Source organism: Rhodococcus sp. LW-XY12, from assembly GCF_019317345.1.
In the GTDB taxonomy this organism is placed as follows: Bacteria; Actinomycetota; Actinomycetes; order Mycobacteriales; family Mycobacteriaceae; genus Rhodococcus; species Rhodococcus pyridinivorans.
Map to the genome: position 1 here is coordinate 2188887 of NZ_CP079225.1, position 23833 is coordinate 2212719.

The 23833-nt window shown below is 69.2% G+C and carries 23 protein-coding genes; 15 read left to right on the plus strand and 8 right to left on the minus strand.

Annotated elements, in window-relative coordinates; genetic code table 11:
- Positions 1-189: 189 nt before the first annotated feature.
- The 9 genes from ruvC to KXC42_RS10385 all read left to right on the plus strand — a co-directional run bounded on the left by ruvC (position 190) and on the right by KXC42_RS10385 (position 10867).
- Positions 190-768 (plus strand): crossover junction endodeoxyribonuclease RuvC, encoded by a 579-nt coding sequence (ruvC, locus tag KXC42_RS10345; protein ID WP_033096573.1) that lies wholly within the window; start codon positions 190-192, stop codon positions 766-768.
- Positions 765-1361 (plus strand): Holliday junction branch migration protein RuvA, encoded by a 597-nt coding sequence (gene ruvA, locus KXC42_RS10350; RefSeq protein ID WP_006551390.1) that lies wholly within the window; start codon positions 765-767, stop codon positions 1359-1361. Before ruvC ends, ruvA begins: the two co-directional genes overlap by 4 nt.
- Before the next feature lie 95 nt (positions 1362-1456).
- Complete coding sequence (gene ruvB, locus KXC42_RS10355) at positions 1457-2554, plus strand: Holliday junction branch migration DNA helicase RuvB (protein ID WP_231782071.1); 1098 nt, start codon at positions 1457-1459, stop codon at positions 2552-2554.
- Between the two features lie 147 nt (positions 2555-2701).
- The gene (yajC, locus tag KXC42_RS10360) at positions 2702-3031 is read left to right on the plus strand and encodes a preprotein translocase subunit YajC (RefSeq protein ID WP_006551392.1); all 330 of its coding nucleotides are present in this window, start codon (positions 2702-2704) and stop codon (positions 3029-3031) included.
- A 110-nt stretch (positions 3032-3141) separates the two neighbouring features.
- On the plus strand, positions 3142-4938 hold the full coding sequence (secD, locus tag KXC42_RS10365) for a protein translocase subunit SecD (RefSeq protein ID WP_200360023.1): 1797 nt from the start codon (positions 3142-3144) through the stop codon (positions 4936-4938).
- A 2-nt stretch (positions 4939-4940) separates the two neighbouring features.
- Positions 4941-6143 (plus strand): protein translocase subunit SecF, encoded by a 1203-nt coding sequence (secF, locus tag KXC42_RS10370; protein ID WP_230809464.1) that lies wholly within the window; start codon positions 4941-4943, stop codon positions 6141-6143.
- 1 nt (position 6144) lies between these two features.
- Positions 6145-7896: an ABC transporter substrate-binding protein gene (locus tag KXC42_RS10375; protein WP_006551395.1), complete on the plus strand. Its 1752-nt coding sequence runs from the start codon at positions 6145-6147 to the stop codon at positions 7894-7896.
- Positions 7893-8450 (plus strand): adenine phosphoribosyltransferase, encoded by a 558-nt coding sequence (locus KXC42_RS10380; RefSeq protein ID WP_006551396.1) that lies wholly within the window; start codon positions 7893-7895, stop codon positions 8448-8450. Before KXC42_RS10375 ends, KXC42_RS10380 begins: the two co-directional genes overlap by 4 nt.
- A gap of 104 nt (positions 8451-8554) precedes the next feature.
- Complete coding sequence (locus tag KXC42_RS10385; protein ID WP_024100749.1) at positions 8555-10867, plus strand: bifunctional (p)ppGpp synthetase/guanosine-3',5'-bis(diphosphate) 3'-pyrophosphohydrolase; 2313 nt, start codon at positions 8555-8557, stop codon at positions 10865-10867.
- Positions 10868-10959: 92 nt separating this feature from the next.
- Here KXC42_RS10385 and KXC42_RS10390 read toward each other — a convergent pair whose 3' ends face one another.
- The gene (locus KXC42_RS10390; protein WP_064852065.1) at positions 10960-11742 is read right to left on the minus strand and encodes a peptidylprolyl isomerase; all 783 of its coding nucleotides are present in this window, start codon (positions 11740-11742) and stop codon (positions 10960-10962) included.
- Complete coding sequence (locus tag KXC42_RS10395) at positions 11742-12620, minus strand: peptidylprolyl isomerase (RefSeq protein WP_064852066.1); 879 nt, start codon at positions 12618-12620, stop codon at positions 11742-11744. Before KXC42_RS10395 ends, KXC42_RS10390 begins: the two co-directional genes overlap by 1 nt.
- Positions 12621-12769: 149 nt before the next feature.
- On the opposite strand from KXC42_RS10395, the gene KXC42_RS10400 reads away from it, so the two are divergent.
- The 3 genes from KXC42_RS10400 (at position 12770) to KXC42_RS10410 (ending at position 15422) form a co-directional block, all read left to right on the plus strand.
- Positions 12770-13453, plus strand: coding sequence for an MBL fold metallo-hydrolase (locus KXC42_RS10400; RefSeq protein ID WP_198040650.1), 684 nt, complete (start codon positions 12770-12772; stop codon positions 13451-13453).
- Between the two features lie 63 nt (positions 13454-13516).
- Positions 13517-14791 (plus strand): histidine--tRNA ligase, encoded by a 1275-nt coding sequence (gene hisS / locus KXC42_RS10405; protein WP_006551401.1) that lies wholly within the window; start codon positions 13517-13519, stop codon positions 14789-14791.
- Positions 14778-15422, plus strand: a complete 645-nt coding sequence (locus KXC42_RS10410; protein ID WP_170318498.1) for a hypothetical protein — start codon at positions 14778-14780, stop codon at positions 15420-15422. Before hisS ends, KXC42_RS10410 begins: the two co-directional genes overlap by 14 nt.
- Before the next feature lie 27 nt (positions 15423-15449).
- Here the strand turns inward: KXC42_RS10410 and KXC42_RS10415 are convergent, their stop codons facing one another.
- Both KXC42_RS10415 and KXC42_RS10420 read right to left on the minus strand, forming a co-directional pair.
- Positions 15450-16667: a hypothetical protein gene (locus KXC42_RS10415; protein ID WP_219130276.1), complete on the minus strand. Its 1218-nt coding sequence runs from the start codon at positions 16665-16667 to the stop codon at positions 15450-15452.
- A complete protein-coding gene (locus KXC42_RS10420; RefSeq protein WP_006551405.1) occupies positions 16667-17002 on the minus strand; it encodes a type VII secretion target in 336 nt (111 codons plus the stop codon). Before KXC42_RS10420 ends, KXC42_RS10415 begins: the two co-directional genes overlap by 1 nt.
- A gap of 197 nt (positions 17003-17199) precedes the next feature.
- Between KXC42_RS10420 and KXC42_RS10425 the strand changes: the two genes are divergently transcribed.
- Entirely contained in the window at positions 17200-18228 is a 1029-nt protein-coding gene (locus KXC42_RS10425) for an Rv2578c family radical SAM protein (RefSeq protein ID WP_219130277.1), read from the plus strand.
- Positions 18229-18248: 20 nt separating this feature from the next.
- On the opposite strand, the gene KXC42_RS10430 is transcribed toward KXC42_RS10425, so the two are convergent.
- Positions 18249-18692, minus strand: coding sequence for a thioesterase family protein (locus tag KXC42_RS10430; RefSeq protein ID WP_219130278.1), 444 nt, complete (start codon positions 18690-18692; stop codon positions 18249-18251).
- A 108-nt stretch (positions 18693-18800) separates the two neighbouring features.
- Positions 18801-19265, minus strand: coding sequence for a MarR family winged helix-turn-helix transcriptional regulator (locus KXC42_RS10435; protein WP_006551408.1), 465 nt, complete (start codon positions 19263-19265; stop codon positions 18801-18803).
- Positions 19266-19358: 93 nt separating this feature from the next.
- Between KXC42_RS10435 and KXC42_RS10440 the strand changes: the two genes are divergently transcribed.
- Positions 19359-20384 (plus strand): pirin family protein, encoded by a 1026-nt coding sequence (locus KXC42_RS10440; RefSeq protein ID WP_039587085.1) that lies wholly within the window; start codon positions 19359-19361, stop codon positions 20382-20384.
- A complete protein-coding gene (locus KXC42_RS10445; RefSeq protein WP_006551410.1) occupies positions 20381-21160 on the plus strand; it encodes a pirin-like bicupin family protein in 780 nt (259 codons plus the stop codon). Before KXC42_RS10440 ends, KXC42_RS10445 begins: the two co-directional genes overlap by 4 nt.
- A gap of 72 nt (positions 21161-21232) precedes the next feature.
- Here the strand turns inward: KXC42_RS10445 and KXC42_RS10450 are convergent, their stop codons facing one another.
- Positions 21233-22246, minus strand: coding sequence for a hemolysin family protein (locus KXC42_RS10450; RefSeq protein WP_170318499.1), 1014 nt, complete (start codon positions 22244-22246; stop codon positions 21233-21235).
- The gene (locus tag KXC42_RS10455) at positions 22239-23606 is read right to left on the minus strand and encodes a hemolysin family protein (RefSeq protein ID WP_006551412.1); all 1368 of its coding nucleotides are present in this window, start codon (positions 23604-23606) and stop codon (positions 22239-22241) included. Before KXC42_RS10455 ends, KXC42_RS10450 begins: the two co-directional genes overlap by 8 nt.
- Between the last annotated feature and the right edge of the window lie 227 nt (positions 23607-23833).

Here is a 23833-nt window from a genome sequence, read left to right on the forward strand (position 1 = left end):
CTCGTCGTAGTCGTCCACGAGCGACGCTCGTCGTACTTGTCACAGCGGCCGGGGTCGCGTGTCGGTCTCCCGGCACCCGATCCCGGCCGCTATGCTCTCGAACAGGCGTTCGCAATCGTGCGAAGCAAGGTCGGGTCCGTCGAAGGCGTCGGAAACCCGGCCGTATTCGGGTGTCGAGAGGTGAGTCGGGTGCGCGTGATGGGTGTCGACCCCGGTCTGACCCGATGTGGTCTGGGGATGGTCGACACGGGACGCGGACGCGACGTGATCCCCGTCGCCGTCGGTGTCATCCGCACCTCGCCCGAACTCGACCTCGAGCACCGGCTCCTCAAGGTCTCCGACTCGGTCGAGGAGTGGATGGACCGCTACAAGCCCGACGTCGTCGCGATCGAGCGCGTGTTCTCCCAGCACAACGTGCGCACCGCGATGGGCACCGCGCAGGCCGGCGGCGTCGTCGCCCTGGCTGCGGCGCGTCGCTCGATCCCGGTCATGTTCCACACGCCGAGCGAGGTGAAGGCCGCGGTCACCGGCAGTGGCACGGCCGACAAGAAGCAGGTGACCACGATGATCACCCGCATCCTCAAGCTCGACGCCGCGCCGAAGCCCGCCGACGCCGCCGACGCGCTCGCGCTGGCCGTCGCACACTGTTGGCGGGCCCCGCTGATCGCCAGACTCGCGGCCGCCGAAGCTGCGGCCGCCCAGCAGAAGAAACGCTACGAGGAGCGGCTGCGCGAACAGTCGGCCGCACGGAAGGCAGGTAGCCGGTGATCGCCTCGGTACACGGCGAGGTACTCGACATAGCCCTCGACCACGTGGTGATCGAGGCGGGTGGGATCGGCTATCGGATCAACACCACACCTGCGACCCTCGCCGGTCTCCGGCGCGGCGAGCAGGCCAGACTCGCCACCGCGATGATCGTGCGCGAGGACTCCATGACGCTGTACGGCTTCGTGGACGCCGAGGCGCGCGAACTGTTCGGCCTGCTGCAGACGGTCAGCGGCGTCGGCCCCCGGCTCGCCATGGCCACGCTCGCCGTCCTCGAACCCGATGCGCTGCGGGCGGCTCTCGCCGACGGCAACACCGCAGCGCTGACGCGGGTACCCGGGATCGGCAAGCGTGGCGCCGAACGCATGATCGTCGAACTGCGCGACAAGGTCGCGGCCTTCGGCGCCACGGGATCGTCGCCTGTCGCGGCCGGTGCCTCGCCGCTGCGCGACCAGATCGTCGAGGCGCTGGTCGGCCTCGGATTCACGCCGCGTCAGGCCGAACCGGCCGCCGACAAGGTCCTTGCCGAGGAGCCGGGCGCCGACGTCTCGACGGCACTGCGCTCGGCGCTCAAGCTGCTGGGTAGGTCGCGGTGACCGACGAGTACCGTGAGTTCGAGGCCGCAGGAGCGGCCCGCGAATTCGATGCTGCATCGGCCGACCGCGAGCGGTCGCCGGTCACGGCGGAGCATCTGCCCTCCGACAGCGACATCGAGACCAGTCTGCGCCCGACCAGTCTCGACGACTTCATCGGGCAACCGCGGGTCCGCGAACAGCTGCAGCTCGTTCTGCGAGGAGCGAAGCTGCGCGGCGGCACTCCCGATCACATCCTCCTGTCCGGTCCGCCCGGTCTCGGCAAGACGTCGATGGCGATGATCATCGCCGCCGAACTCGGCACGTCACTGAGACTGACCTCCGGTCCCGCGCTCGAACGCGCCGGTGATCTCGCTGCGATGCTGTCGAACCTCGCGGAGGGCGACGTGCTGTTCATCGACGAGATCCACCGCATCGCCCGACCGGCGGAGGAGATGCTGTATCTGGCGATGGAGGACTTCCGCGTCGACGTCGTGGTGGGCAAGGGGCCCGGCGCGACGTCCATCCCGCTCGAGGTCGCACCCTTCACCCTCGTCGGCGCGACCACCCGTTCCGGTGCCCTCACCGGCCCGCTGCGCGACCGGTTCGGTTTCACTGCGCACATGGACTTCTACGAGCCCCCCGAGCTGCAGCGCATCCTGCACCGGTCCGCATCGATCCTCGGGATCGATCTCCGCGACGACGCCGCCGCGGAGATCGCCGGTCGCTCCCGCGGCACGCCGCGTATCGCCAACCGGTTGCTGCGCCGCGTCCGCGACTACGCCGACGTGCGCGCCGACGGTGTCGTGACCCGGGCCGTGGCCCAGGCCGCGCTCGAGGTGTACGACGTCGACCCGATCGGTCTCGATCGTCTCGACCGCGCCGTTCTCGGCGCACTCGTCCGCAGTTTCGGTGGTGGCCCGGTCGGCGTGTCGACACTCGCGGTGGCCGTGGGGGAGGAGCCCGCTACCGTCGAGGAGGTGTGCGAGCCGTTCCTGGTCCGTGCCGGCATGGTCGCGCGCACTCCTCGCGGACGTGTGGCCACGCAGGCCGCTTGGTTGCAGCTCGGCCTCACCCCGCCGCCGGAGGCCGCCACCGGGGGCATCGAGGTGCGTGCGCGCGAACCACAGCTCGAGCTGTTCGAGGACGACCCGGACACGACCCTCGAGGGCGGTGTCGATCCGTCCGACCCGGACGATCCGGACGTACGGAGGTAGGGCACTCGCCCGGGGAATGGCACACTGGTCTACTGCGTCGGTCCGTGCAGGCCGATCCCGACGTCGTGGTGCCGCATGCGCCACCACGACCCGCTGGTGTCGCTCGCGTCACCACCCACCGACAACGACCGAGGACTGACTTCAACGATGGAACTGCTCTTCCCTCTCCTGATCCTGGCACTGCTCGTCCCGACCTTTCTGGGCGTGCGGCGTCAGAAGAAGGAGATGCAGAAGGTGACGGCGCTGCAGGACTCCCTGCGCATCGGCGACCGCGTGATGACCACCGCGGGTCTGCACGCCACGGTGGCCGCCCTCGCCGACGACACCGTCGATCTCGAGATCGCGCCGGGTGTCGTCACGACCTGGTCGCGTCTGGTCATCCGGGAGCGCGTCGAGACCGAGACCCCCCAGGATCCGGATCTGCTCCGCAAGGACGACGATGCGAACCCGCCGGAGGGACGTCCGACCGAGTACTGACAGCCGATTCGCGACGCACGGTTTCGGCACCGGAGTCTCCGGTGCCGGTGCCGAGCGCCGCGCGACTGCACCCGACCACCACTCACTCGCATCGAGGAGACTGACAGACCGTGGCACCTTCCAACGGATCGGTGCATCCCGTGCGCGCTCTCGCCCTGTTCGGGGTGATTCTCGCCGCGTTGTATGCACTGGTCTTCTTCACCGGGGACAAGTCGCCCACCCCGAAGCTGGGCATCGACCTGCAGGGTGGCACCCGCGTCACCCTCACCGCGCGAACCCCCGACGGGAGCAGCCCGAGTCCGGACAGCCTCCGCCAGGCCCAGCAGATCATCGAGACCCGCGTCAACGGGCTCGGTGTGTCGGGTTCGGAGGTGATCGTCGAGGGCGACAACCTCGTGATCACCGTCCCGGGTGAGGACAGCGCCCAGGCCAGGACGCTGGGCCAGACCGCCCGGCTGTACATCAGGCCGGTGATCGGGGGACCGATCGACGCGAACATGACCGCCGAGGATCTCGCCGAGCAGCCCGGTGCCGGTACCCCCGAGGGCGGGCTGCCCGCAGAACCGGCCCCTGCCGAACCGGCACCCGGTGAACCCGCGCCGGCCGACCAGGCTCCGCCCGCCGACGCACCCGAACCGCAGGGACGTCCGTTCCCGGCGCAGGATCCCACCGCGCCCACCGATGCCCCGGCACCGGCCGAGACGTCCGAGGCCCCCGTCGAGGCGCCCCAGGCTCCGGCCGAGCCCTCCGGAGCACCCGAGGCTCCCGAGAACGACGGCTCGCTCACGCCGCAGGAACAGGCGGCTGCAGACATCGCCGCGGCCAAGGCCACCCGTCAGAGCGAGGACCCCGCCGTGCAGCAGGCGGCGGCTCTCGCCCTCGACTGCTCCGCGGCCGACCCGCTCGCCGGCAACGACGACCCGGCGCTTCCGCTGGTCGCGTGCTCGACCGACGGCACCGCGATCTACCTGCTGGGCCCGAGCATCATCGACGGCCAGCAGATCGAGGACGCGACCTCCGGTTTCAATCAGCAGCAGTCGCGCTACGAGGTCAGCCTGACCTTCGACAGCGAGGGCAGCAATACGTGGGCGCAGTTCACCGCCGCGAACATCGGTCAGCAGGCCGCCTTCGTGCTCGACTCGAAGGTCGTCAGCGCGCCCGTGATCCAGGGCGCCACCCCCGCCGGCAGCGCCACCTCGATCACCGGCCAGTTCACGAATACGCAGGCCGCAGAGCTGGCGAACACCCTCAAGTACGGGTCGTTGCCGCTGTCGTTCGTGGCATCCGAAGCCGAGACCGTCTCCGCCACTCTGGGTCTGGCTTCGCTCGAGGCCGGGCTGATCGCCGGTGCGGTGGGTCTGGCGCTGGTGCTCCTGTTCTGCCTCGCGTACTACCGGATGCTCGGACTGCTCACCGCGCTGTCGCTCGTTCTCTCGGGAATGGCGGTCTACGCGGTCATGGTGCTGCTCGGCAGATACATCGGGTTCACGCTCGACCTCGCCGGCGTCGCCGGTCTGATCATCGGTATCGGCATGACCGCCGACTCGTTCGTCGTGTTCTTCGAACGGATCAAGGACGAGATCCGCGAGGGGCGGAGTTTCCGTTCCGCGGTGCCGCGCGGCTGGGCACGGGCCCGCCGCACGATTCTCTCCGGTAACGCGGTCAGCTTCATCGCCGCCGCCGTGCTCTACGTCCTGGCCGTCGGTCAGGTCCGCGGCTTCGCGTTCACCCTCGGCCTCACCACGATCCTCGACGTCGTCGTCGTGTTCCTGGTGACCTGGCCGCTGGTGTTCCTGGCCTCGAAGTCGAAGTTCTGGTCCAAGCCGAGCGTGAACGGTCTGGGCGCGATCCAGCAGGTGGCCGACGAGCGTCGTCTCGTCGCCGCGACCGCTGCGAAGGAGGCGTGACGATGACCGACACGACCACGACGACGGCCGCGCCGCAGCACAGCCGACTGTCCCGTCTGTACACCGGCACGGGCGCCTTCGAGATCGTCGGACGCCGCAAGCGGTGGTACATCGTCACCGCGGTGATCGTGTTGATCGCCCTGCTCAGCATGCTGCTGCGCGGATTCAGCTGGGGTATCGACTTCGAGGGCGGCACCCGCATCCAGATGCCGGCCGTGCCGGGCGTGTCCGTCGAGGAAGTCGAGACCGTCTTCAGCGACACCATCGGCTTCGAACCCGAGGCGGTGCAGACTGTCGGCGCCGGCGACGGAGCGACCGTCCAGATCCGGTCGGAGACCCTCGACGGCGAGCAGGTCGCCGAGTTGCAGACCGCGCTGTTCGAGGAGTTCCAGCCCGCGGGGCCGGACGGTGAACCGTCCCGCAACTCGATCAGCGTCGCCGACGTCAGCGAGACGTGGGGAAGCCAGATCACCAACAAGGCGCTCATCGCGCTGGTGGTCTTCCTCGTCATCGTCAGCATCTACATCACGATCCGATACCAGCGGAACATGGCGATCGCAGCGATCACCGCCCTGTTCTTCGACATCATCGTGACAGCGGGTGTCTACGCCCTCGTCGGCTTCGAGGTCAGTCCTGCGACCGTCATCGGTCTGCTCACGATCCTCGGTTTCTCGCTCTACGACACGGTCGTCGTCTTCGACAAGGTCGAGGAGAACACCCGCGGCATCCTGCACCTGCACCGCCGCACCTACGCCGAGCAGGCCAACCTCGCCGTCAACCAGACGCTCATGCGCTCGATCAACACCACGATCATCTCGGTGTTGCCGGTGCTGGCGCTGATGGTCATCGCGGTGTGGCTCCTCGGTGTGGGCACGCTCAAGGACCTCGCCCTCGTCCAGTTGGTCGGCATCGTCGTCGGTACCTTCTCGTCGATCTTCTTCGCGACCCCGTTGCTGGTTACGCTCGAGGAATGGCGTGGTCCGGTCGCGAAGCACACCCGCAAGGTGCTCGCCAAGCGGGAGGAGGCCGCCGCCCGCGCGGCGAAGGCCGGGACGACGGCCGGATCGCAGTCGGCCGACGCGGTCGACGCAAAGGTGGTGCCGACGGTGCAGGGCGCCGGACCCCTGCCCGACCGGGCGACGGTCCGTCGCGGCCCTGCCCCCGGGGCACGACCCACCGGAAAGCGCGGCAAGAGAAGGTCCTGACATGGCGGTGAGCGAGCGGAACGACCCGACGACGAGGCGGTCGCCGAGGCGCCGCGGCACGCTCCTCGCGTGCGCGGCGGTGGCCTCGACACTCGCGTTCTCCACCGTCGCGTGCGGCACGGACGAGGAACCGGTGCACTCGATCGGGTACGCGATCGACAACACGGTGACGACCTACAACGCGAACACCGTCGACGGTGCGGCCTCGGGCGCGCGCCAGGCGTTCGCCCGGGTGCTGCCGGGCTTCGGCTACGTCGGTCCGCAGGGCCGGGTGATCGCGGACACCGACATCGGCACTGCCTCGGTCGTGCCCGGTGAGGGGCTCACCGTGCAGTACCGCCTGTCGCCGGACGCGGTCTACTCCGACGGTGTGCCCATGTCCTGCGACGACCTCGTCCTGGCCTGGGCTGCGTCGAGCGGACGCTTCACCGCTCCCGACGAGTCCGGCGAGCAGGTCCCGCTGTTCGACGCTGCCCATCGTGGTGGTTACGCCGACATCGACCGGGTCGACTGTCAGCCCGGGTCGAAGGAGGCCACCGTCGTCTTCCGACCCGGCCGCGAGGACACGAACTGGAAGGCGCTGTTCGGGGCCACCGAGCTGATGCCGGCCCACGTGGCGGCAGGAAGGTCGGGTGTGTCCGACCTGGTCGGAGCGATCACGGCGAACGACACCGAGGCCGTCCGGCGCATCGCGGAGTTCTGGAACACCGGCTGGACCCTCACCCCGGGTGAGATCGATCCGGCGCTGTTCCCGTCCGCGGGCCCGTACCGCCTCGAGTCGTACACCGCCGAGGACGGCCTGACGCTCGTCGCGAACGAGCGGTGGTGGGGGAACGCCCCGGGCACCGACCGCATCGTCGTCTGGCCGCGCGGCACCGACACGTCCGCGGCCGCGGAGGACGGCCGCATCCACGTCGTCGACGTGGCCGAGGGATCCGTCGGCCACAGCAACCTCGGCGACGGCGCCGACGTCTCCACCGTCGTCTCACGCAACCTCGAACAACTGGTGTTCGCCACGAGCGGTGTCTTCCAGGACCCGGCGGCGCGCCGCGCCGTCGCCCTGTGCACGCCTCGCACACAGCTGTTCGACGAACTCGGCGTGTCCGACGAGTCGAACGGCGTCACGGGCCCGATCACCTCGCGGCTCCTGGCGCCCGACTCGCCGCTGTACCCGCAGACCGTGCCGACCGCCGAAGGCTACGCCGAGGTCGACATCGACGCCGCGCGTTCCGAACGTGAGGCCTCCGGTCAGGACCGCATGCAGGTCCGCATCGGCTATCTCGGACCGGACGAGCGCCGCGCGCGCACCGTCGAGTTGATCGGCGAATCCTGCCGTGAGGCGGGCATCGAGATCGTCGACGCCGGCTCCGACACCTTCACGCCGTCGCAGCTGACGGCGGGGGAGGTCGACGCGATCCTCGTCGGGACGGCCACGGCCGCCGGTGCCGGTGGCGCCGCCGACATGGAGCACGCCCGCGACGCACTGCACTCCGGGGCCGGCAGCAACGTCGGCGGTTATTCGATCGGCCGCGTCGACGAACTGCTCGACGGCCTGCTCGTGGCGAAGGACAACGCGGCCATCGCGGGACTCGCGACCGAGGCCGAACGCATCCTGTGGGGCGACGTTCCCACCCTGCCCCTGTTCGCGCAGCCCCGCACGATCGGGTTCGCGGCGGGAATGCATGCCGGGGTGCCCAACCCGACGACCGCGGGTGCGGGCTGGAACATGGACCGGTGGATACTCGGAGGATGAGCGCTCAACGGATCGGCGATACGCGGCTCGTCGAAGAAGCTGCCGTGGCCGTGGCCGAACACACCCGATGGGTCGACGATTTCCCGACCGCGGGTGTCCGTTTCGCCGACCTGACGCCCGTCTTCGCCGACGGACCGTCCTTCTCGGCCGTGATCGCGGCGCTGGCCTCCGCGGCACCCGACGCCGAACTCGTCGCCGGTATCGATGCGCGCGGCTTCCTCCTCGGCGGCGGCATCGCCCGCACCCTGGGGGTGGGCGTGCTCGCCGTCCGCAAGGCGGGCAAACTCCCGCCGCCCGTCCAGACCTGTGAATACAGCCTCGAATACGGCACCGCCGCGATCGAGATCCCGGGCGACTGGATGGCCCTGCAGGGCCGCAAGGTGCTCGTCGTCGACGACGTCCTTGCGACCGGCGGAACCCTCGCCGCCACCGTCGAACTGCTCGAACGCGTCGGCGCCGAGGTCGTCGGGATCACCGTCGTCACCGAGATCGAAGCCCTCGGCGGCCGGACGCGACTGCAGAAGTACCCGCTGACGTCTCTCATGCGGATCTGAGGGATAGAGTTGCCACAGGTGCCGGTGAACCCGCCGGGCCCGTACGGTCCGGACATGCGCATCGGTGACGAACCGGGTTCGCAGCCGCGACGGGAGGTTGAGGCATGACCCAGAATCTCGATCGGTCCCACAATTCCGGTCAGAACCCGACCCCCACACCGGCATCGACCTCCGCGTCGAGGCGGGTACGCGCGCGCCTGGCACGACGCATCACCGGTCAGCGGGGCACGAGCCTCAAGCCGGTCCTCGAGCCGCTGGTCACCATCCACCGCGAGCTGTACCCGAAGGCCGACCTCTCGCAGCTGCAGCGGGCCTACGACGTCGCGGAGGAACGGCACGCCAGCCAGAAGCGCAAGTCCGGCGATCCCTACATCACCCACCCGCTGGCGGTCGCCACGATCCTCGCCGAACTCGGCATGGACACCACGACCCTCGTCGCGGCACTGCTCCACGACACCGTCGAGGACACCGGGTATACGCTCGAGCAGCTCACCGCGGAGTTCGGTGAAGAGGTCGCGCATCTCGTCGACGGCGTCACCAAACTCGACAAGGTCGTGCTCGGTTCGGCCGCCGAGGGCGAGACCATCCGCAAGATGATCATCGCGATGGCGCGCGACCCCCGGGTGCTCGTCATCAAGGTCGCCGACCGTCTGCACAACATGCGGACCATGCGCTTCCTGCCTCCCGAGAAGCAGGCCCGCAAGGCACGCGAGACCCTCGAGGTCATCGCCCCGCTGGCCCACCGCCTCGGGATGGCGACGGTCAAGTGGGAGCTCGAGGACCTCGCCTTCGCGATCCTTCATCCGAAGAAGTACGAGGAGATCGTCCGGCTCGTCGCGACCCGCGCACCGTCGCGCGACACCTACCTGGCCACCGTCCGTGACGAGATCGGACGGACACTCTCCGCGTCGCGGATCGACGCGGTCGTCGAGGGCCGGCCCAAGCACTACTGGTCGATCTACCAGAAGATGATCGTCAAGGGCCGCGACTTCGACGACATCCACGACCTGGTCGGCGTGCGCATCCTGTGCAACGAGATCCGCGACTGCTACGCGGCCGTCGGTGTCGTGCACTCGCTGTGGCAGCCCATGGCGGGACGGTTCAAGGACTACATCGCCCAGCCCCGCTACGGCGTCTACCAGTCGCTGCACACCACCGTCATCGGTCCCGAGGGCAAGCCGCTCGAGGTGCAGATCCGCACGCACGAGATGCACCGCACCGCAGAATTCGGCATCGCCGCGCACTGGCGGTACAAGGAGACCAAGGGACGCCACTCGGGTGATGTCGCCGAGCTCGACGACATGGCCTGGATGCGGCAGCTCCTCGACTGGCAGCGGGAAGCGGCCGACCCGGGGGAGTTCCTCGAATCGCTCCGTTACGACCTGGCGGTCAAGGAGATCTTCGTCTTCACGCCCAAGGGCGACGTGATCACGCTGCCTTCCGGCTCGACGCCCGTGGACTTCGCGTACGCCGTGCACACCGAGGTCGGGCACCGCTGCATCGGAGCCCGCGTCAACGGCCGCCTCGTCGCCCTCGAACGCAAGCTCGAGAACGGCGAGGTCGTGGAGGTCTTCACCTCCAAGGACCCCAACGCCGGCCCGAGCCGCGACTGGCAGTCGTTCGTCGTCTCACCCCGCGCCAAGGCGAAGATCCGGCAGTGGTTCGCCAAGGAACGTCGCGAGGAGGCCCTCGAATCCGGCAAGGACGCCATTGCGAAGGAGGTCCGTCGCGTCGGTCTGCCGCTGCAGCGCCTGATGAACGCCGACCTGATGGTCGCGGTCGCCAAGGAACTGCGGTACGCCGACGTCTCGGCGCTGTACACCGCGGTCGGTGAGCACCACGTCTCGGCGCACCACGTCGTGCAACGGCTGGTCGCGCTGCTTGGTGGCGTCGGTGGCGTCGAAGAGGAACTGGCCGAGCGGTCCACACCGTCGACCATCCCGACCCGCTCGCGGAACAGCGGCGACTCCGGTGTCCTCGTGCCGGGCGCACCGGGCACGGTCTCGAAGCTCGCCAAGTGCTGCACGCCCGTCCCCGGCGACGAGATCATGGGCTTCGTGACCCGCACCGGAGCGGTGAGCGTGCACCGCACCGACTGCACCAACGCCGGGTCGCTGCGGGAGCAGTCGGAGCGCATCATCGAGGTGCAGTGGGCGCCCTCGCCGTCGTCGGTGTTCCTCGTCGCGATCCAGATCGAAGCTCTCGACCGGCACCGTCTGCTGTCCGACGTGACGAAGGCACTCGCCGACGAGAAGGTCAACATCCTGTCGGCCTCCGTGACGACCACGGGCGATCGGGTCGCGGTGAGCCGGTTCACCTTCGAGATGGGCGACCCGAAACATCTCGGGCACGTGCTCAACGTCGTCCGCAACGTCGAGGGCGTCTACGACGTGTACCGGGTGACCTCGGCAGCCTGACCGAATCCGTCTCGGTCTCGCGCCGGACGACGACATCCCGCCCCGGAATCTCCGGGACGGGACGTCCGTGCGTTCCGTGTGAACGGGGGGTGTCAGGACCCGACGGTCACCGACTCGATCTGCACCGCGCGGTTGGGCGCACCGCCGCCGGCCGCCATCGAGCCGTCGTCGCCCTCCGCCGCGACCTCCTCGATCACGGCGAGTCCGGCCTCGTCGACCGTCCCGAAGACCGTGTAGGTGGGGGGAAGCTGCGAATCCTCGTAGACCAGGAAGAACTGGCTGCCGTTGCTGCCGGGACGACCGGTGTTCGCCATCGCGACCGTGCCGCGCGGGTAGATCACCGGTTGCCGCAGCTGGGCGTCGCCGGGCGCGTACACGTTCTCCGGGTACTCGGTGTCGAACCCGTAACCCGGCCCGCCCGTTCCGGTGCCCGTCGGGTCGCCGCACTGCAGCACCTGCAGCCCGGGGGAGGTCACCAGCCGGTGGCAGGGGGTGTCGTCGAAGTAGCCCTGCTCCGCGAGGGACACGAAGCTGTTGACCGTGCAGGGGGCCGCGGCCCGGTCGAGTTCGACGCCGATGACGCCGACGCTGGTGGTGATCTGCGCGGCAGCAGCGCCGGTGGCGGAGACGTCGTCCGCGGCGGGGGCGGTCACGTCGCGTGCGGCGTCACCCGAGGCGTCGTAGGTGCACGAGACGGAGTCGGTGCCGCTGGGTCGCTCCGGTAGTTCGCCCGTGTAGGCGGGGGACTGCCGGTCGGCGGCGGACGTAGGTGCCGACGAGTTCGCGGCGGTATCGGTGGACGAATCGTCGGAGCACCCCGTGAGGAGGAGTGCGAGCCCGACGCCGGCGGCGAGGGTGGTGCGCAATCGGATCATCAGTCCATCCTGACCGACGTGAGGGTCGTTTCCAGCGCGGGGGTACCCTCGGCAGCCCCACCCGTTACACCGGCTGCGGCGATCGTGTCGAGGGTCGCGAGACCGGTCTCGTCGATCGTGCCGAACACGGTGTACTGCGGGGGCAGCACCGAGTCGCCGTACACCAGGAAGAACTGGCTGCCGTTGGTCTCGGGCTGTCCGGTGTTCGCCATCGCGAGGGTGCCGCGCGGATAGGTCATCGGTTCCTGCGCGGCGGGATCGTCGGCGGCGAACTGATCGGTGGGGAACTCGTTGGCGAACTGGTATCCCGGACCGCCCGACCCGCTACCCGACGGGTCGCCGCACTGCAGGACCTGCAGGGACGGCGAGGTGGTCAGCCGGTGGCAGGGCGTGTCGTCGAAGTAGTTCTGCGAGGCCAGCGACAGGAAGCTGTTGACGGTGCACGGCGAATCGTCGTTGTGCAGGATCAGGCCGATGTTCCCCTGGCTCGTCTCCATGCTGACGCTGATGTCCGTGTTGCCCTCACCGGTGGTGCGGATGCCCTCGGTGCGCGGCGGCTCTGCCGGCTTCGACGGTTCGCGGCCGTCCGCGGTGTAGGAGCAGCTCACCGTCTCGGGCAACGGCTCGGACCGGCCGTCGGGGAGCGCGGCGTACTCCATTTCCGAACCAGAGGTGTCGTTCGACGCCGCCTCGGTGGCCGTGTCGTCGCCCCGGTCGACCGCCCACAGAGCAACACCGGCGCCGACGACCACGATCACTCCGAGCGCGGACAGCGCGATCGTCATGCGGCGCCGCTTGCGCTCGCGTTCGGCTCGACGCTCGAGCTGCCGTTCGAGTTTGCGTTTCGCGGCCTGGCGCCGTTGTGCGTTGCTCGGCACTGCAGTAGTCCTCCCGTGAACGATCGATGTGGTCCAACCGACTTCGAAGCAGACCCGAGTCTGCCACCCGGGACCGGCAACCCGCGGGCAGGGCGCAACGCATAGTCTGTAGGAGACCTCGAAGGCTTCCACCCGTAGGAGCGATGCTCGTGCTCGTGACCGGATTCCCTGCCGGGATGTTCCAGACCAACTGCTACATCCTCGCGCAGGACAACGCGAAGGAGTGCGTCATCGTCGATCCCGGCCAGGACGCCGCCGAGCCGCTCGTGGAGTTCCTCACCGGATCCGATCTCACGCCCCGGGCGGTGCTGCTCACGCACGGTCACCTCGACCACATGTGGTCGGCGCAGCCGGTGGCCGACCGGTACGGGATCCCCGTCTACATCCACCCCGACGACCGGATGATGCTCACCGATCCGCTGCAGGGCATGGGGTCGAGCCTCGCCCCCTTCCTCGACGGCGTCGAGTTCGTCGAACCGCAGCAGGTCGTGGAGTTCGGCGACGGAGACGAGATCGAACACGCCGGAATCGAGTTCGTCGTCGACCACACGCCCGGACACACCCGCGGCTCGGTCGTCCTGCGCACGCGCACCACCACCCCGGACGGGGCTGCCCTGAACGTCGCGCTCACCGGCGACACCCTGTTCCAGGGGTCGATCGGCCGCACCGACCTGCCCGGCGGCGACCACGCGCAACTGCTCGACTCGATCGCGCGCAAGCTGCTCGTGCTCGACGACGGCACCAACATCCTCCCCGGACACGGCGGAGCGAGCACGATCGGGCAGGAGCGGGTCTCGAATCCCTTCCTCACCGGCCTGGCAGAATCCCGCTGACGGCACGAACACCGCGATCCGTCCGGTGACCAACCGAGAGAATCCCGAGAGAAGGCAGTACCAGTGAGCAAGGCCTCCACGTTTTCGGCGCCGAAGGGTGTGCCCGATTACGTTCCCCCGCAGTCGGCGGAGTTCGTGGCGGTACGGGACGGTCTGACCCGTGCCGCACGCCTGGCGGGGTACGGGCACGTCGAACTGCCCATCTTCGAGGACACCGGCCTGTTCGCTCGCGGCGTCGGCGAGTCCACCGACGTCGTCACGAAGGAGATGTACACCTTCGCCGATCGCGGTGAGCGCTCGGTCACGCTGCGTCCCGAGGGCACCGCGGGCGTGATGCGCGCGGTGATCGAGCACGGTCTCGACCGCGGTCAGCTCCCCGTGAAGTTGTCCTATTCCGGGCCGTTCTTCCGCTACGAGCGCCCCCAGGCGGGCCGCTACCGTCAGCTCCAGCAGGTCGGCGTCGAGGCGATCGGCATCGACGATCCCGCGCTCGACGCCGAGGTCATCGCGGTTGCCGACGCAGGATTCCGGTCGCTCGGACTCGACGGATTCCGCCTCGAGATCACGTCCCTCGGCGACGAGACCTGCCGTCCGCAGTACCGGGAGAAGCTGCAGCAGTTCCTGTTCGCGCTCCCGCTCGACGAGGAGACGCGCCGCCGCGCCGAGATCAACCCGCTGCGCGTGCTCGACGACAAGCGCCCCGAGGTCCGCGAGATGACCGCCGACGCGCCGCTGATGCTCGACCATCTCTCGGACACCGCTCGCGCACACTTCGACGAGGTACTCGCCCACCTCGACGCGATCGGCGTCCCGTACGTCGTCAATCCGCGCATGGTGCGCGGCCTCGACTACTACACGAAGACCACCTTCGAGTTCGTCCACGACGGGCTCGGCGCCCAGTCCGGCATCGGTGGTGGTGGCCGCTACGACGGGCTCATGGAACAGCTCGGCGGCCAGCCGCTCTCGGGCATCGGTTTCGGGATCGGCGTCGACCGCACGGTTCTCGCGCTCGCCGCCGAGGGCAAGACCGCCGGCAGCCCCGCGCGGTGCGAGGTGTACGGGGTGCCGATGGGCGACGCCGCCAAGGTCGCCCTCGTGCCCATCGCGCACAAACTGCGCGCCGCGGGTGTCCGCGTCGACCTCGCATACGGTGGGCGCGGCCTCAAGGGCGCCATGAAGGCGGCCGACAAGTCCGGTGCCGTCGTCGCGCTCGTGCTCGGTGACCGCGAACTCGAGGCAGGTGAGGTCGTCGTCAAGGATCTGCGCAACGGCGAGCAGCACAGCGTTGCACTCACGGACGTCGTCGCCCGTGTGGGTGAGGTCGTTGCCGGCGCATGACGACCGGGACGGTGCCGCCGTCCCGCTCGATCTGATCCCGTCCCGGCTGCTCCGGCCACGCGCCCGCAGGATCGCGCTGCTCGCGCTCGCCGTCGGCGTCGTCCTCGGCGTTCTGGTCTGGATCGTCGCGCCCGGATGGGTCGCGCTGCTCGTCGGGGCCGTCTTCGCGGTGCCGCCGGCCGTCGGTGCGTTCCTGGCCACGCGTCGGCACCTGCTGCTGCGCGGCACCGTCGTCACGCTGTCGGGGGCGTTCCGGTCGCGCAGTGTCGATCTCGCGCGACTCGCCGGTGTCGAACTGATCGTCCGGGTGGGCGGGGTATCGCAGGCCGTCGTGCGCGTCAACGACGGTGAGCACAATCTCGTGTCGGTCCCGCTCGCCCTGTACGCCAACGGCGGCGGTCGCGAACTCGACGTGCTGGCCCTGCGAAAGCTCGCGGATGCGCTCGCCACCAGCGAGATCGCTCCGGCGGCGGCGATCTCGTCGGTGCTCGTCGAACAGTTGCGGGCCGAGGCCCGCGACGCCGCGCTCGGCGAACGCCCGCTCTACCGGGCGATCGAACTCGCGCGCGGCGCCGGCCGGGTGCCGCAGACGACGCTGACCGACCACGAGGTCGCCTCCCTCGTCGACTGACAGGCTCGTCCGATCGACGAGTAATGCTCAGCGGTCGTCGTGCGAACCGATCACGGCGGGAACGACCAACGGCAGTTCGCCGACGACCTCGGTGCCCTCCGCGGCGGCACTCAGCAGACGGGTGGGGGAGCGGTGCTCCTCGTCGTCGGACCCGCGAGCGGACGTCGCGGGGACCATCCCACCGGTCGAGGGTGCCCTTCCCATCGCGCTCGCGCCGGTCGTGGCCTGCGCACTCCCGCCCGAGCCCGGGGCGGTCGGAATCGGAGCGGCGGCAGGCACACCCGCAGTTCCGAACGCGGCCCCCGCGGTGCCGTGACCGGTGACCACTCCGGCCGACACCGTTCCGGCCGATCCCGCGACCGCCGCACCGACGGTCGGAGCCGCCGCGTGTGCGGTGGGCGCGGTCGCCGCGTAGGCGGTGGGAGTGGTCGCGGCGTGCGCGGCGGCCGTGAACGGCGCTGCGACACTCGACGCGACATCGGTTGCGGCCGTGGCGACCGTGCGCATCTCCTGCACCCCGGTCACGGCCACCGGCGCGGGCACGGGAATCGGCGTGGTCAGCGCCGTCATCGCGGCGGTGTGGACCGTCAGCTCGCCCCGGGTACGCGCAACGACGGCCAGGGCAGCCTGGAGATGCTGCGCGGCGGACGCCAACAGGGCGGCCTGGCCCGGCGGCGTCGCGAGAGCCGGTGCGGCCGCCATCGCCGTGGTCACGAACGACTGTGCGATGCCGGTCAATTCGATGTTGCCGCGTTCGACGGTCGCCGTGGCGGCGCGGGTGACGTCGCCGATCCGGTCGCCGCGGTCGGCCAGTTCGAGGGCCGACTGCTGCGCGCGCACACCGTGACCTGCGGCCTCGTCGGCCGTTGCTCCCTCCCACGACTCCGGAAGTGCGTGCAGCGCACTGCGTCCGAGCATCGTGGCGGTCTCGAGCAGACGCGACCCCTGCTGCAGGATCGCCGACGGATCGAGCGAGTCGAGGATACCGGTGCCGAACATCGAGCAGAGTTCGGTGAGCGGCCGCACGATCGTCTCGAGATCGGGCAGCACCGGTACCGGAATCGATTCGAGCAGCTCGACGATCGAATTCGCCTCGAGGACGGGCAGACCCGGCTCGGGAAGAACGGGTTCCGGAAGTACCGGCAGCGGTGCGTCGAGGACCGGTCCGATCGGCGACGCGCGGAGAGCGTCGAGAACGGTCGGTGACGCTGCGGGTGTTGCGGTGTCGATGACCGATCCCTGCATCACAGTCCTCCCGCAGCGTCGGCCAGCGCCGAAGCCGTTCCGGTGTCGGTCGTTTCGTAACCGGTGGCCGCCTCGTGTGCTGCGATGCCGTTGGACGCGTAGGCCCACGACAGTTGCGCGACGGCACTGGTGTGCTCGGATTGGGCCGCGGCGAACACCGCGAGGAACTCTCCGCCGATGAGTCCCAGAGCCGGACTCAACGCGGAGATGTTGGCCTGCAGATCGAACGTCCCCGCCTGCGCCACCTGCTCGGCCGCACGAAGATTCGTGGCCCCGAACGCTCGAATACCATCGGGCACCACCCGGATTCCGGCACCGGGAAACAGACCGCTCATCGAACCCCCCATCGAAGATCAGTGTGGCGAGCACTGTAACTCGAGCGCACCGGGCGAGCCACCGGACCCTCGGCCGCCTATGGATGAACGGATGGGGATGCCGATGTATTCGTTGCACCGCGAGTGCGCTCCGTCCGATCGACCACGATGCCGAACGATCTGTTGACAGCGAATAGCACACATGTTCGACTGGGGGTATGAGGTGGGCGGGTCAGACTGTGGATGCGGACGACGGAGCTCTGCCGGGCCTCGAACGGGCCGGTCTCGTCCGTAGTGTCCGCACGCCGGAGTTCGAGGGAGTCACCTTCCATGAGGTGCTGTGCAAGAGCGCGCTGAACAGGACGCCGGAGGCCTCCCGGTTGCCGTTCCGGTACACCGTCAACACGTTCCGGGGCTGCACCCATGCCTGCCGGTACTGCTTCGCCCGGCCCACGCACGAGTACCTCGATCTCGACGGCGGGCACGACTTCGACTCGCAACTGGTCGTCAAGACCAACGTCGCCGCCGTCCTGCGCCGCGAACTCGCGCGACGATCCTGGACCCGGGAACACGTGGCGCTCGGTACCAACACCGATCCCTACCAACGGGCAGAGGGGCGCTACCGGCTGATGCCCGGAGTCATCCGGGCGTTCGCCGAATCCGGCACCCCCTTCTCCATTCTCACGAAGGGCACGCTGCTGCGCCGCGATCTTCCGCTCCTGTCGCTGGCGGCCGGTCGGGTCGATGTGTCGGTCGCGGTGTCGCTCCCGATCGGCGATCCCGAACTGGCCGCGCACATCGAACCGGGCACGCCGTCACCGAAGGCCCGTCTCGATCTCGTGAAGGCGGTCGTCGACGCCGGATTGTCGTGCCACGTCATGGTCGCTCCGGTGCTGCCCTTCCTCACCGACTCGCGACAGCACCTCGACACGCTGTTCGGCTCCCTCGCCGCCGCCGGCGCGTCGGGGGTCACCGTAATACCGCTGCACCTGCGCGGCTCGACCCGCGGGTGGTTCCTGTCGTGGCTCGCGCAGGAGCATCCTGCCCTCATGAGACGCTATCGCCGCCTCTACGGACGGGGCGCGTACGTTGCTCCGGAGTACTCGCAGTGGTTGGACGAGCGGGTCGCGCCCCTGCTCGAACGTCACCGCCTCGGGGTCCGGGCGTCCGCTCGGCGTGAGGAGAGGGGTGCGCTGCGCGCCGACGAACGCGTCCCCGAACCCGAGGCGGCGCTCACCCTGTTCTGAGACAGTTCGTGGGCGGCGCGTCAGTCGTCGTATGCGAGCCGGACCTTCTCGAACGCCACGCGCGATGCTTCGGAGATCGGTTGCGAGCCGCCTTCGGCGGCGGTGCCGACGTCCACCGAGTCGGCGAGCGCGACGCACCGGCCGTGCTGGAACAGGGCCGAGCCGATCAGCACCGACGATGTCCCGATGCGGTGGACACCGGTGGCGATGACGATGTCGTGCGGATAGAACACCTCGGCCAGGAAGTTGATCTCGATCTTCGCGAGTACCGCACGCTCGAAGGGGTAGGTATCGCCCAAGGTCGACGACACGGCTTCCATGACGAGGACGCGGGCCTGCTCGAAGTAGCGGGCGATCGAGACGTTGTTGATGTGTCCGAGCGCGTCGGTGTCGCCGAACAGGGGCGTGATCGTGCGCTGCAACGGATACAGGTCGAGCGAGGTGCGTCGCGGGTCGTGCCGCATGGGAGGTACCGCCTTCGGAGGTCGTGGCTGTGACTCGGTCAACATATCCGTGATCCGATCGACGTCCCGCTCCGGAGGTGCGGGCGGAGTTCGCTTCGGGGCGGAGGCCTACCGTCTGCCGTCGATCATGCGATCGCGCATGCGGGCGAAGACCTCGGTCATGGGGGCGATGTCGGCGGGGGAGAGCAGGTCGAACATGTTCTCGCGGACCGCCCCGACGTGGCCGGGACCCGCCTCGGCGAGTCTCGCGTAGCCGACGTCCGTGAGTTCGGCCCACGCGCCGCGTCGGTCGGATTCGCACTCCACGCGCCGCACCCACCCCGCGTTCTCCATGCGGGAGACGGCGCGGGTGATGCCGCTGCGGGTCGTGGTGCTCGCGTCCGCGAGGTCGCGCATGCGCATCCGGCGGTCGGGTGCCTCGGACAGCAGTACCAGGATCTCGAAGTCGGTGAAGGAGATGTCGGAGTCCCGCAGTAGTTGCTTGTCGAGATTCTGGAACAGCAGGCGCGTCGCATCCAGATAGGCGCGCCACAGGCGCTGTTCGTCGTCGCTGAGCCACTTCGCGTCTCCCATGATCCCCAGTGTACCCGTGTTAGTTGACTGCGCAATCAAATGTGACACAATGGATAGGGTCGACCGACGGACCACCGAGAGGAGTCGAGCGGCATGAGCAACACCGACACCCGTCCCGAGGAGATCCGCTGCCGGACGGAGGACCTCCCCATCCGCGACCCGCTCCGCCCCCGCGTGGAGATCATCACCTCGCGTGAGGTCCCGCTCGGTGGCCCCCGGGCCATGCCCGTGCGCCGTACGCTTCCGCAACGGCAGCGTTCGCTGATCGGCGCGTGGTGCTTCGTCGACCATTACGGCCCCGACGACGTCTCCCGCACCGGCGGCATGGACGTCGCACCGCACCCCCACACCGGTCTGCAGACGGTGTCGTGGCTGTTCACCGGCGAGATCGAACACCGCGACAGTCACGGCGTGCACGCGATGGTCCGGCCGGGGGAGTTGAACCTCATGACCGGAGGCCACGGAATCTGTCACTCCGAGGTCTCCACCTCCGCGGCCACGACACTGCACGGCGTGCAGTTGTGGGTGGCCCTGCCCGACGCACATCGCGATGCGCCCCGCGACTTCCAGCACCACGTGCCGCCGGTCGTTCGGGTGCCCGGTGCAGAGGTCAAGGTCTTCCTCGGTTCGCTCGCCGGCGAGGAGTCGCCCGTGACGACGTACACCCCGCTGCTCGGCGCAGAGATCGTCCTGGACCCCGCGGCGAGCATCACCCTCGACGTCGACCCGTCGTTCGAGCACGGGGTGCTCGTCGACACCGGTACGGTCGCGCTGTTCGGCACCGTGCTCACGCGAGCCGCCCTCGGCTACACCGGAACCGGTGTGCCGGCCCTCGAACTGACCAACACCACCGACGAACCCGCACGTATCGTCCTCCTCGGCGGAACACCCCTCGGCGAGGAGATCGTGATGTGGTGGAACTTCGTCGGCCGCGACCACGACGAGATCGTCGCCTACCGGGACGCCTGGGAACGCGGGTGCGATCGGTTCGGCCGCGTCTCCGGCTACACCGGGAGGGTCGAGCGTCTCCCGGCGCCGCCCCTGCCCCAGGCGCGTATCCGCCCCCGCCGCAATCCGCCCACCGCAGATCCGAACTGCCCGACACAGGACCCCGCATGAGCACCGCACCGATTCTCGACGTCCGCCGCGCGGACGACCGCCTCCACACGAAGATCGACTGGCTCGATTCGAGGCACTCCTTCTCGTTCGGCCACCACTACGATCCCGACAACACGCATTTCGGGATGCTGATGGTCAACAACGACGACATCGTCCGTCCGGGAAGCGGTTTCGACACTCACCCGCACCGCGACATGGAGATCGTCACCTGGGTGCTCCGCGGATCGCTCGTGCATCAGGACTCGACGGGGCATTCCGGGGTGATCTACCCGGGTCTCGCGCAGCGCATGAGCGCGGGCTCGGGGATCCTCCACTCCGAGAAGAACGACTCGTGGCGTCATCCCGGTGCCACTGCGTCGTATGCCGCCGAGCACGACGAACCGGTGCGGTTCGTGCAGATGTGGGTGCTGCCGGACGAAGCCGGGATCGAGCCGGGCTACGAACAACTCGAGATCGACGACGAACTGCTCTCCGGCGGACTCGTGCCGGTCGCATCCGGAATGGACGCCTACGCCGACCATTCCGCCATCCGCATCCGCAACAGATATGCCGCCATGCACGTCGCGCGGATGCGGCCGGATCGCCCCGTGACGCTGCCGGACGCACCCTTCGTGCACCTCTTCGTCGCCCGGGGCGAAGCCGCACTCGAGGGAGCCGGACCTCTCGCCCAAGGAGACGCGGCGCGGATCGCCGGAGGTGGCGGCCGACAGCTCACCACAGCCACCGGCGCCGAGATCATCGTCTGGGAGATGCACGCCGCACTCGGACACTCCTGAACGGTCCCGGCCGGGGCAGGAAACGACGTCAGGCCCGTCCCGGAGATCCGGGACGGGCCTGACGTCGGTACGTCAGCTCGTGGCGCCGCTCATCGGCAGCAGCCGGGCCAGGACGTCCGAGAGGGTGATCAATCCGACGATCCGTCCGTTCTCGGTGACGGTGACCAGATGGTTCCTGGTCTCCCGCATCGTCGTCAGCGCCTCGTAGACCGGCGTCGCGGCGTCGATCGTCAGCGCGGGGCGCATCAGTTCGGTCGCCGTGGTTCCGGGTGCGGCCTGGAGACTGTCGCGCACGTGCACGACACCGTCCACGTGGCCGTTGTCGCGCACGAGCAACCGGAGGTGCCCGGTGCGATGGGCCGTCTCACGGATCTCGACGGCCGTCGAGGTCGGCTTCACGCTGCTCGGCTCGGCCTGCGGCGTGACGATCTCGCCGAGCGTGAGCGTCTCGAGCTCCAGCGCGCTGCTCAGGTGCCCGTGATAGCGCTCGTCGAGCGTGCCGACGGTGGCCGAGTGCTCGACCAGGTGCCGCAGCGCATCGGGATCCTGACCTTCGGCGACCTGATCCACCGGGTCCACACCGACCTTTCGCAGACACCAGTTCGCCATATGATTCAACCGGACGATCAACGGCCGGGTCACCCACATGAACGCGCGCATCGGCAGCGCCAGCATCGTGGCGGACTTCTCCGGGTGGGCGATCGCCCACGACTTCGGTGCCATCTCGCCGACGACGAGGTGCAGGAACGTCACGATGATCAGCGCAAGGACGAAGCCGGCCACGTCCGCGAGCCACAGCGGCGCGCCCCAGTTCTCGAACAACGGCGTGAGCCAGTGGTGCACTGCGGGTTTCGTCGTCGCACCGAGTGCGAGCGTGCACACCGTGATACCGAGCTGGGATCCCGCGAGGAGCACCGACAGTTCGGACGCGCTGCGCAGAGCGGCCCGCGCCGAGCGGCTCGACGTCGCTGCGTCCTCGAGTCGGTGTCGTCGCGCCGCGATGAGCGCGAACTCGACCGCGACGAAGAACGCGCTGGCGGCGATCAGGCCGATCGTCACCACCGCGACGACCACAGGATTACTCATTGCCGGTCACCTCGTCCGTCAGAACGGTCACGCGCACGGACGACGGCACGTGCTTGTCGATGTCGCGTACCTCGGCCACCAGGGTCCTGTGGATCGGGCCGTCCCCGTTCAGCAGTTCGGCGGGATCCGGATCCAGTGTGATCCGGACGGTGTCACCCACCTCGGGGAGGCCACCGAACTCGGTGATGACCAAGCCGGCGAGCGTCTCGTAGTCGCCCTCGGGCAGTTCGTGGTCGAGGGTGCGGGCCACCTCGTCGATGTGTGCGTCGCCGCGGACGATCCAGCCGTCGCCCTCGGGGCGGATGACCTCGGCGGCCATCGCAGAATCGTGCTCGTCGGCGATCTCGCCGACCAGTTCCTCCGCGATGTCCTCGAGGGTGACGACGCCGGCGAACCCGCCGTACTCGTCGATCACCAGTGCCATCTCGTCCTCGGCCCGGGCCAGTTCGGTGAGAACCTCCGGCAGTGCCAGCGTGGCCGGCACGATCACGGGGGGGCGGCAGACCCCCGCGGCCGTGCCCGTCGGGGTGTCGAGGCCGAGGAGGTCGTGCAGGTGCACGACACCGCGCAGATCGTCGGACGAGGTGCCCACCACGGGGTATCGGGTGTGCCCCTCGCTCATCTTGTCGAGGATGGTGGCGACCGGCTCGTCCAGTTCGACGACGTCGACCCGCGACCGCGGGATCATCGCGTGTTCGGCGGTCCGGGTCGGGAACTCGAGGATCCGGTCGAGGAGGGTGGACAATTCCGGCGGAAGTTCGCCGGTCTCGCGCGACGCGGCCACGATGTGTTCGAGGTCGCGCGGTGTCGCGGAGTGCTCGACGTCGTGCACCGGCTCGATGCGCAATGCGCGCAGCAGGAGATTCGACGACGCGTCGAAGAGTTTGATCAGCCATCCGAAGACGGCGAGATAGGCGCTCGTCGACAGGGCGAGGCGGCGTGCGACCGGTTCGGGACGGGCAATGGCGAGGTTCTTCGGTACCAGTTCACCGAAGACCATCTGGACCACCGTCGAGAAGAGCACGGCCAGCACGGTGCCGACGGCGACACCCACCGCGGTGGGGATACCCACCCCGCCGAGCAGTTCGCCGAGACCGCTACCGATCAGCGGTTCCGCGACGTAGCCGACGAGCAGGCCGGTGACGGTGATGCCGAGCTGAGCGCCCGAGAGCATGAAGGAGGTGCGGCGGGTGACCGCCAGTGCGCGGGCTGCAGCCGAGTCACCGCCTTCGGCGCGGGCCTTCAGGCGGGAGCGGTCGACGGCCATGTACGCGAATTCCTGCGCGACGAAGTAGCCGGTCAGTGCAGTGATGGCGAGAACAACAAGAATGCCGGCCGCGATTCCGAGGGCGGTCAGCACTTCGGGGACCGGGCTCGGGTGACGAGCAGAGCGTCATATCTGGGCGGGACGGGTCTTCGAGGTTTTCGCTTGGGGCGTTTCATGACTCCCTCGGGGTCGGGCGGGCAGGTGTACTCACAGGATAGGACGAACGGGCACCGGCGGAAGTTCCCCCCGCGGGGTGGAGATATGGTCACAAGGCGATCTTGTAATATGGGAATCTTCCCCGAATAGGCCGTATTGTCCGG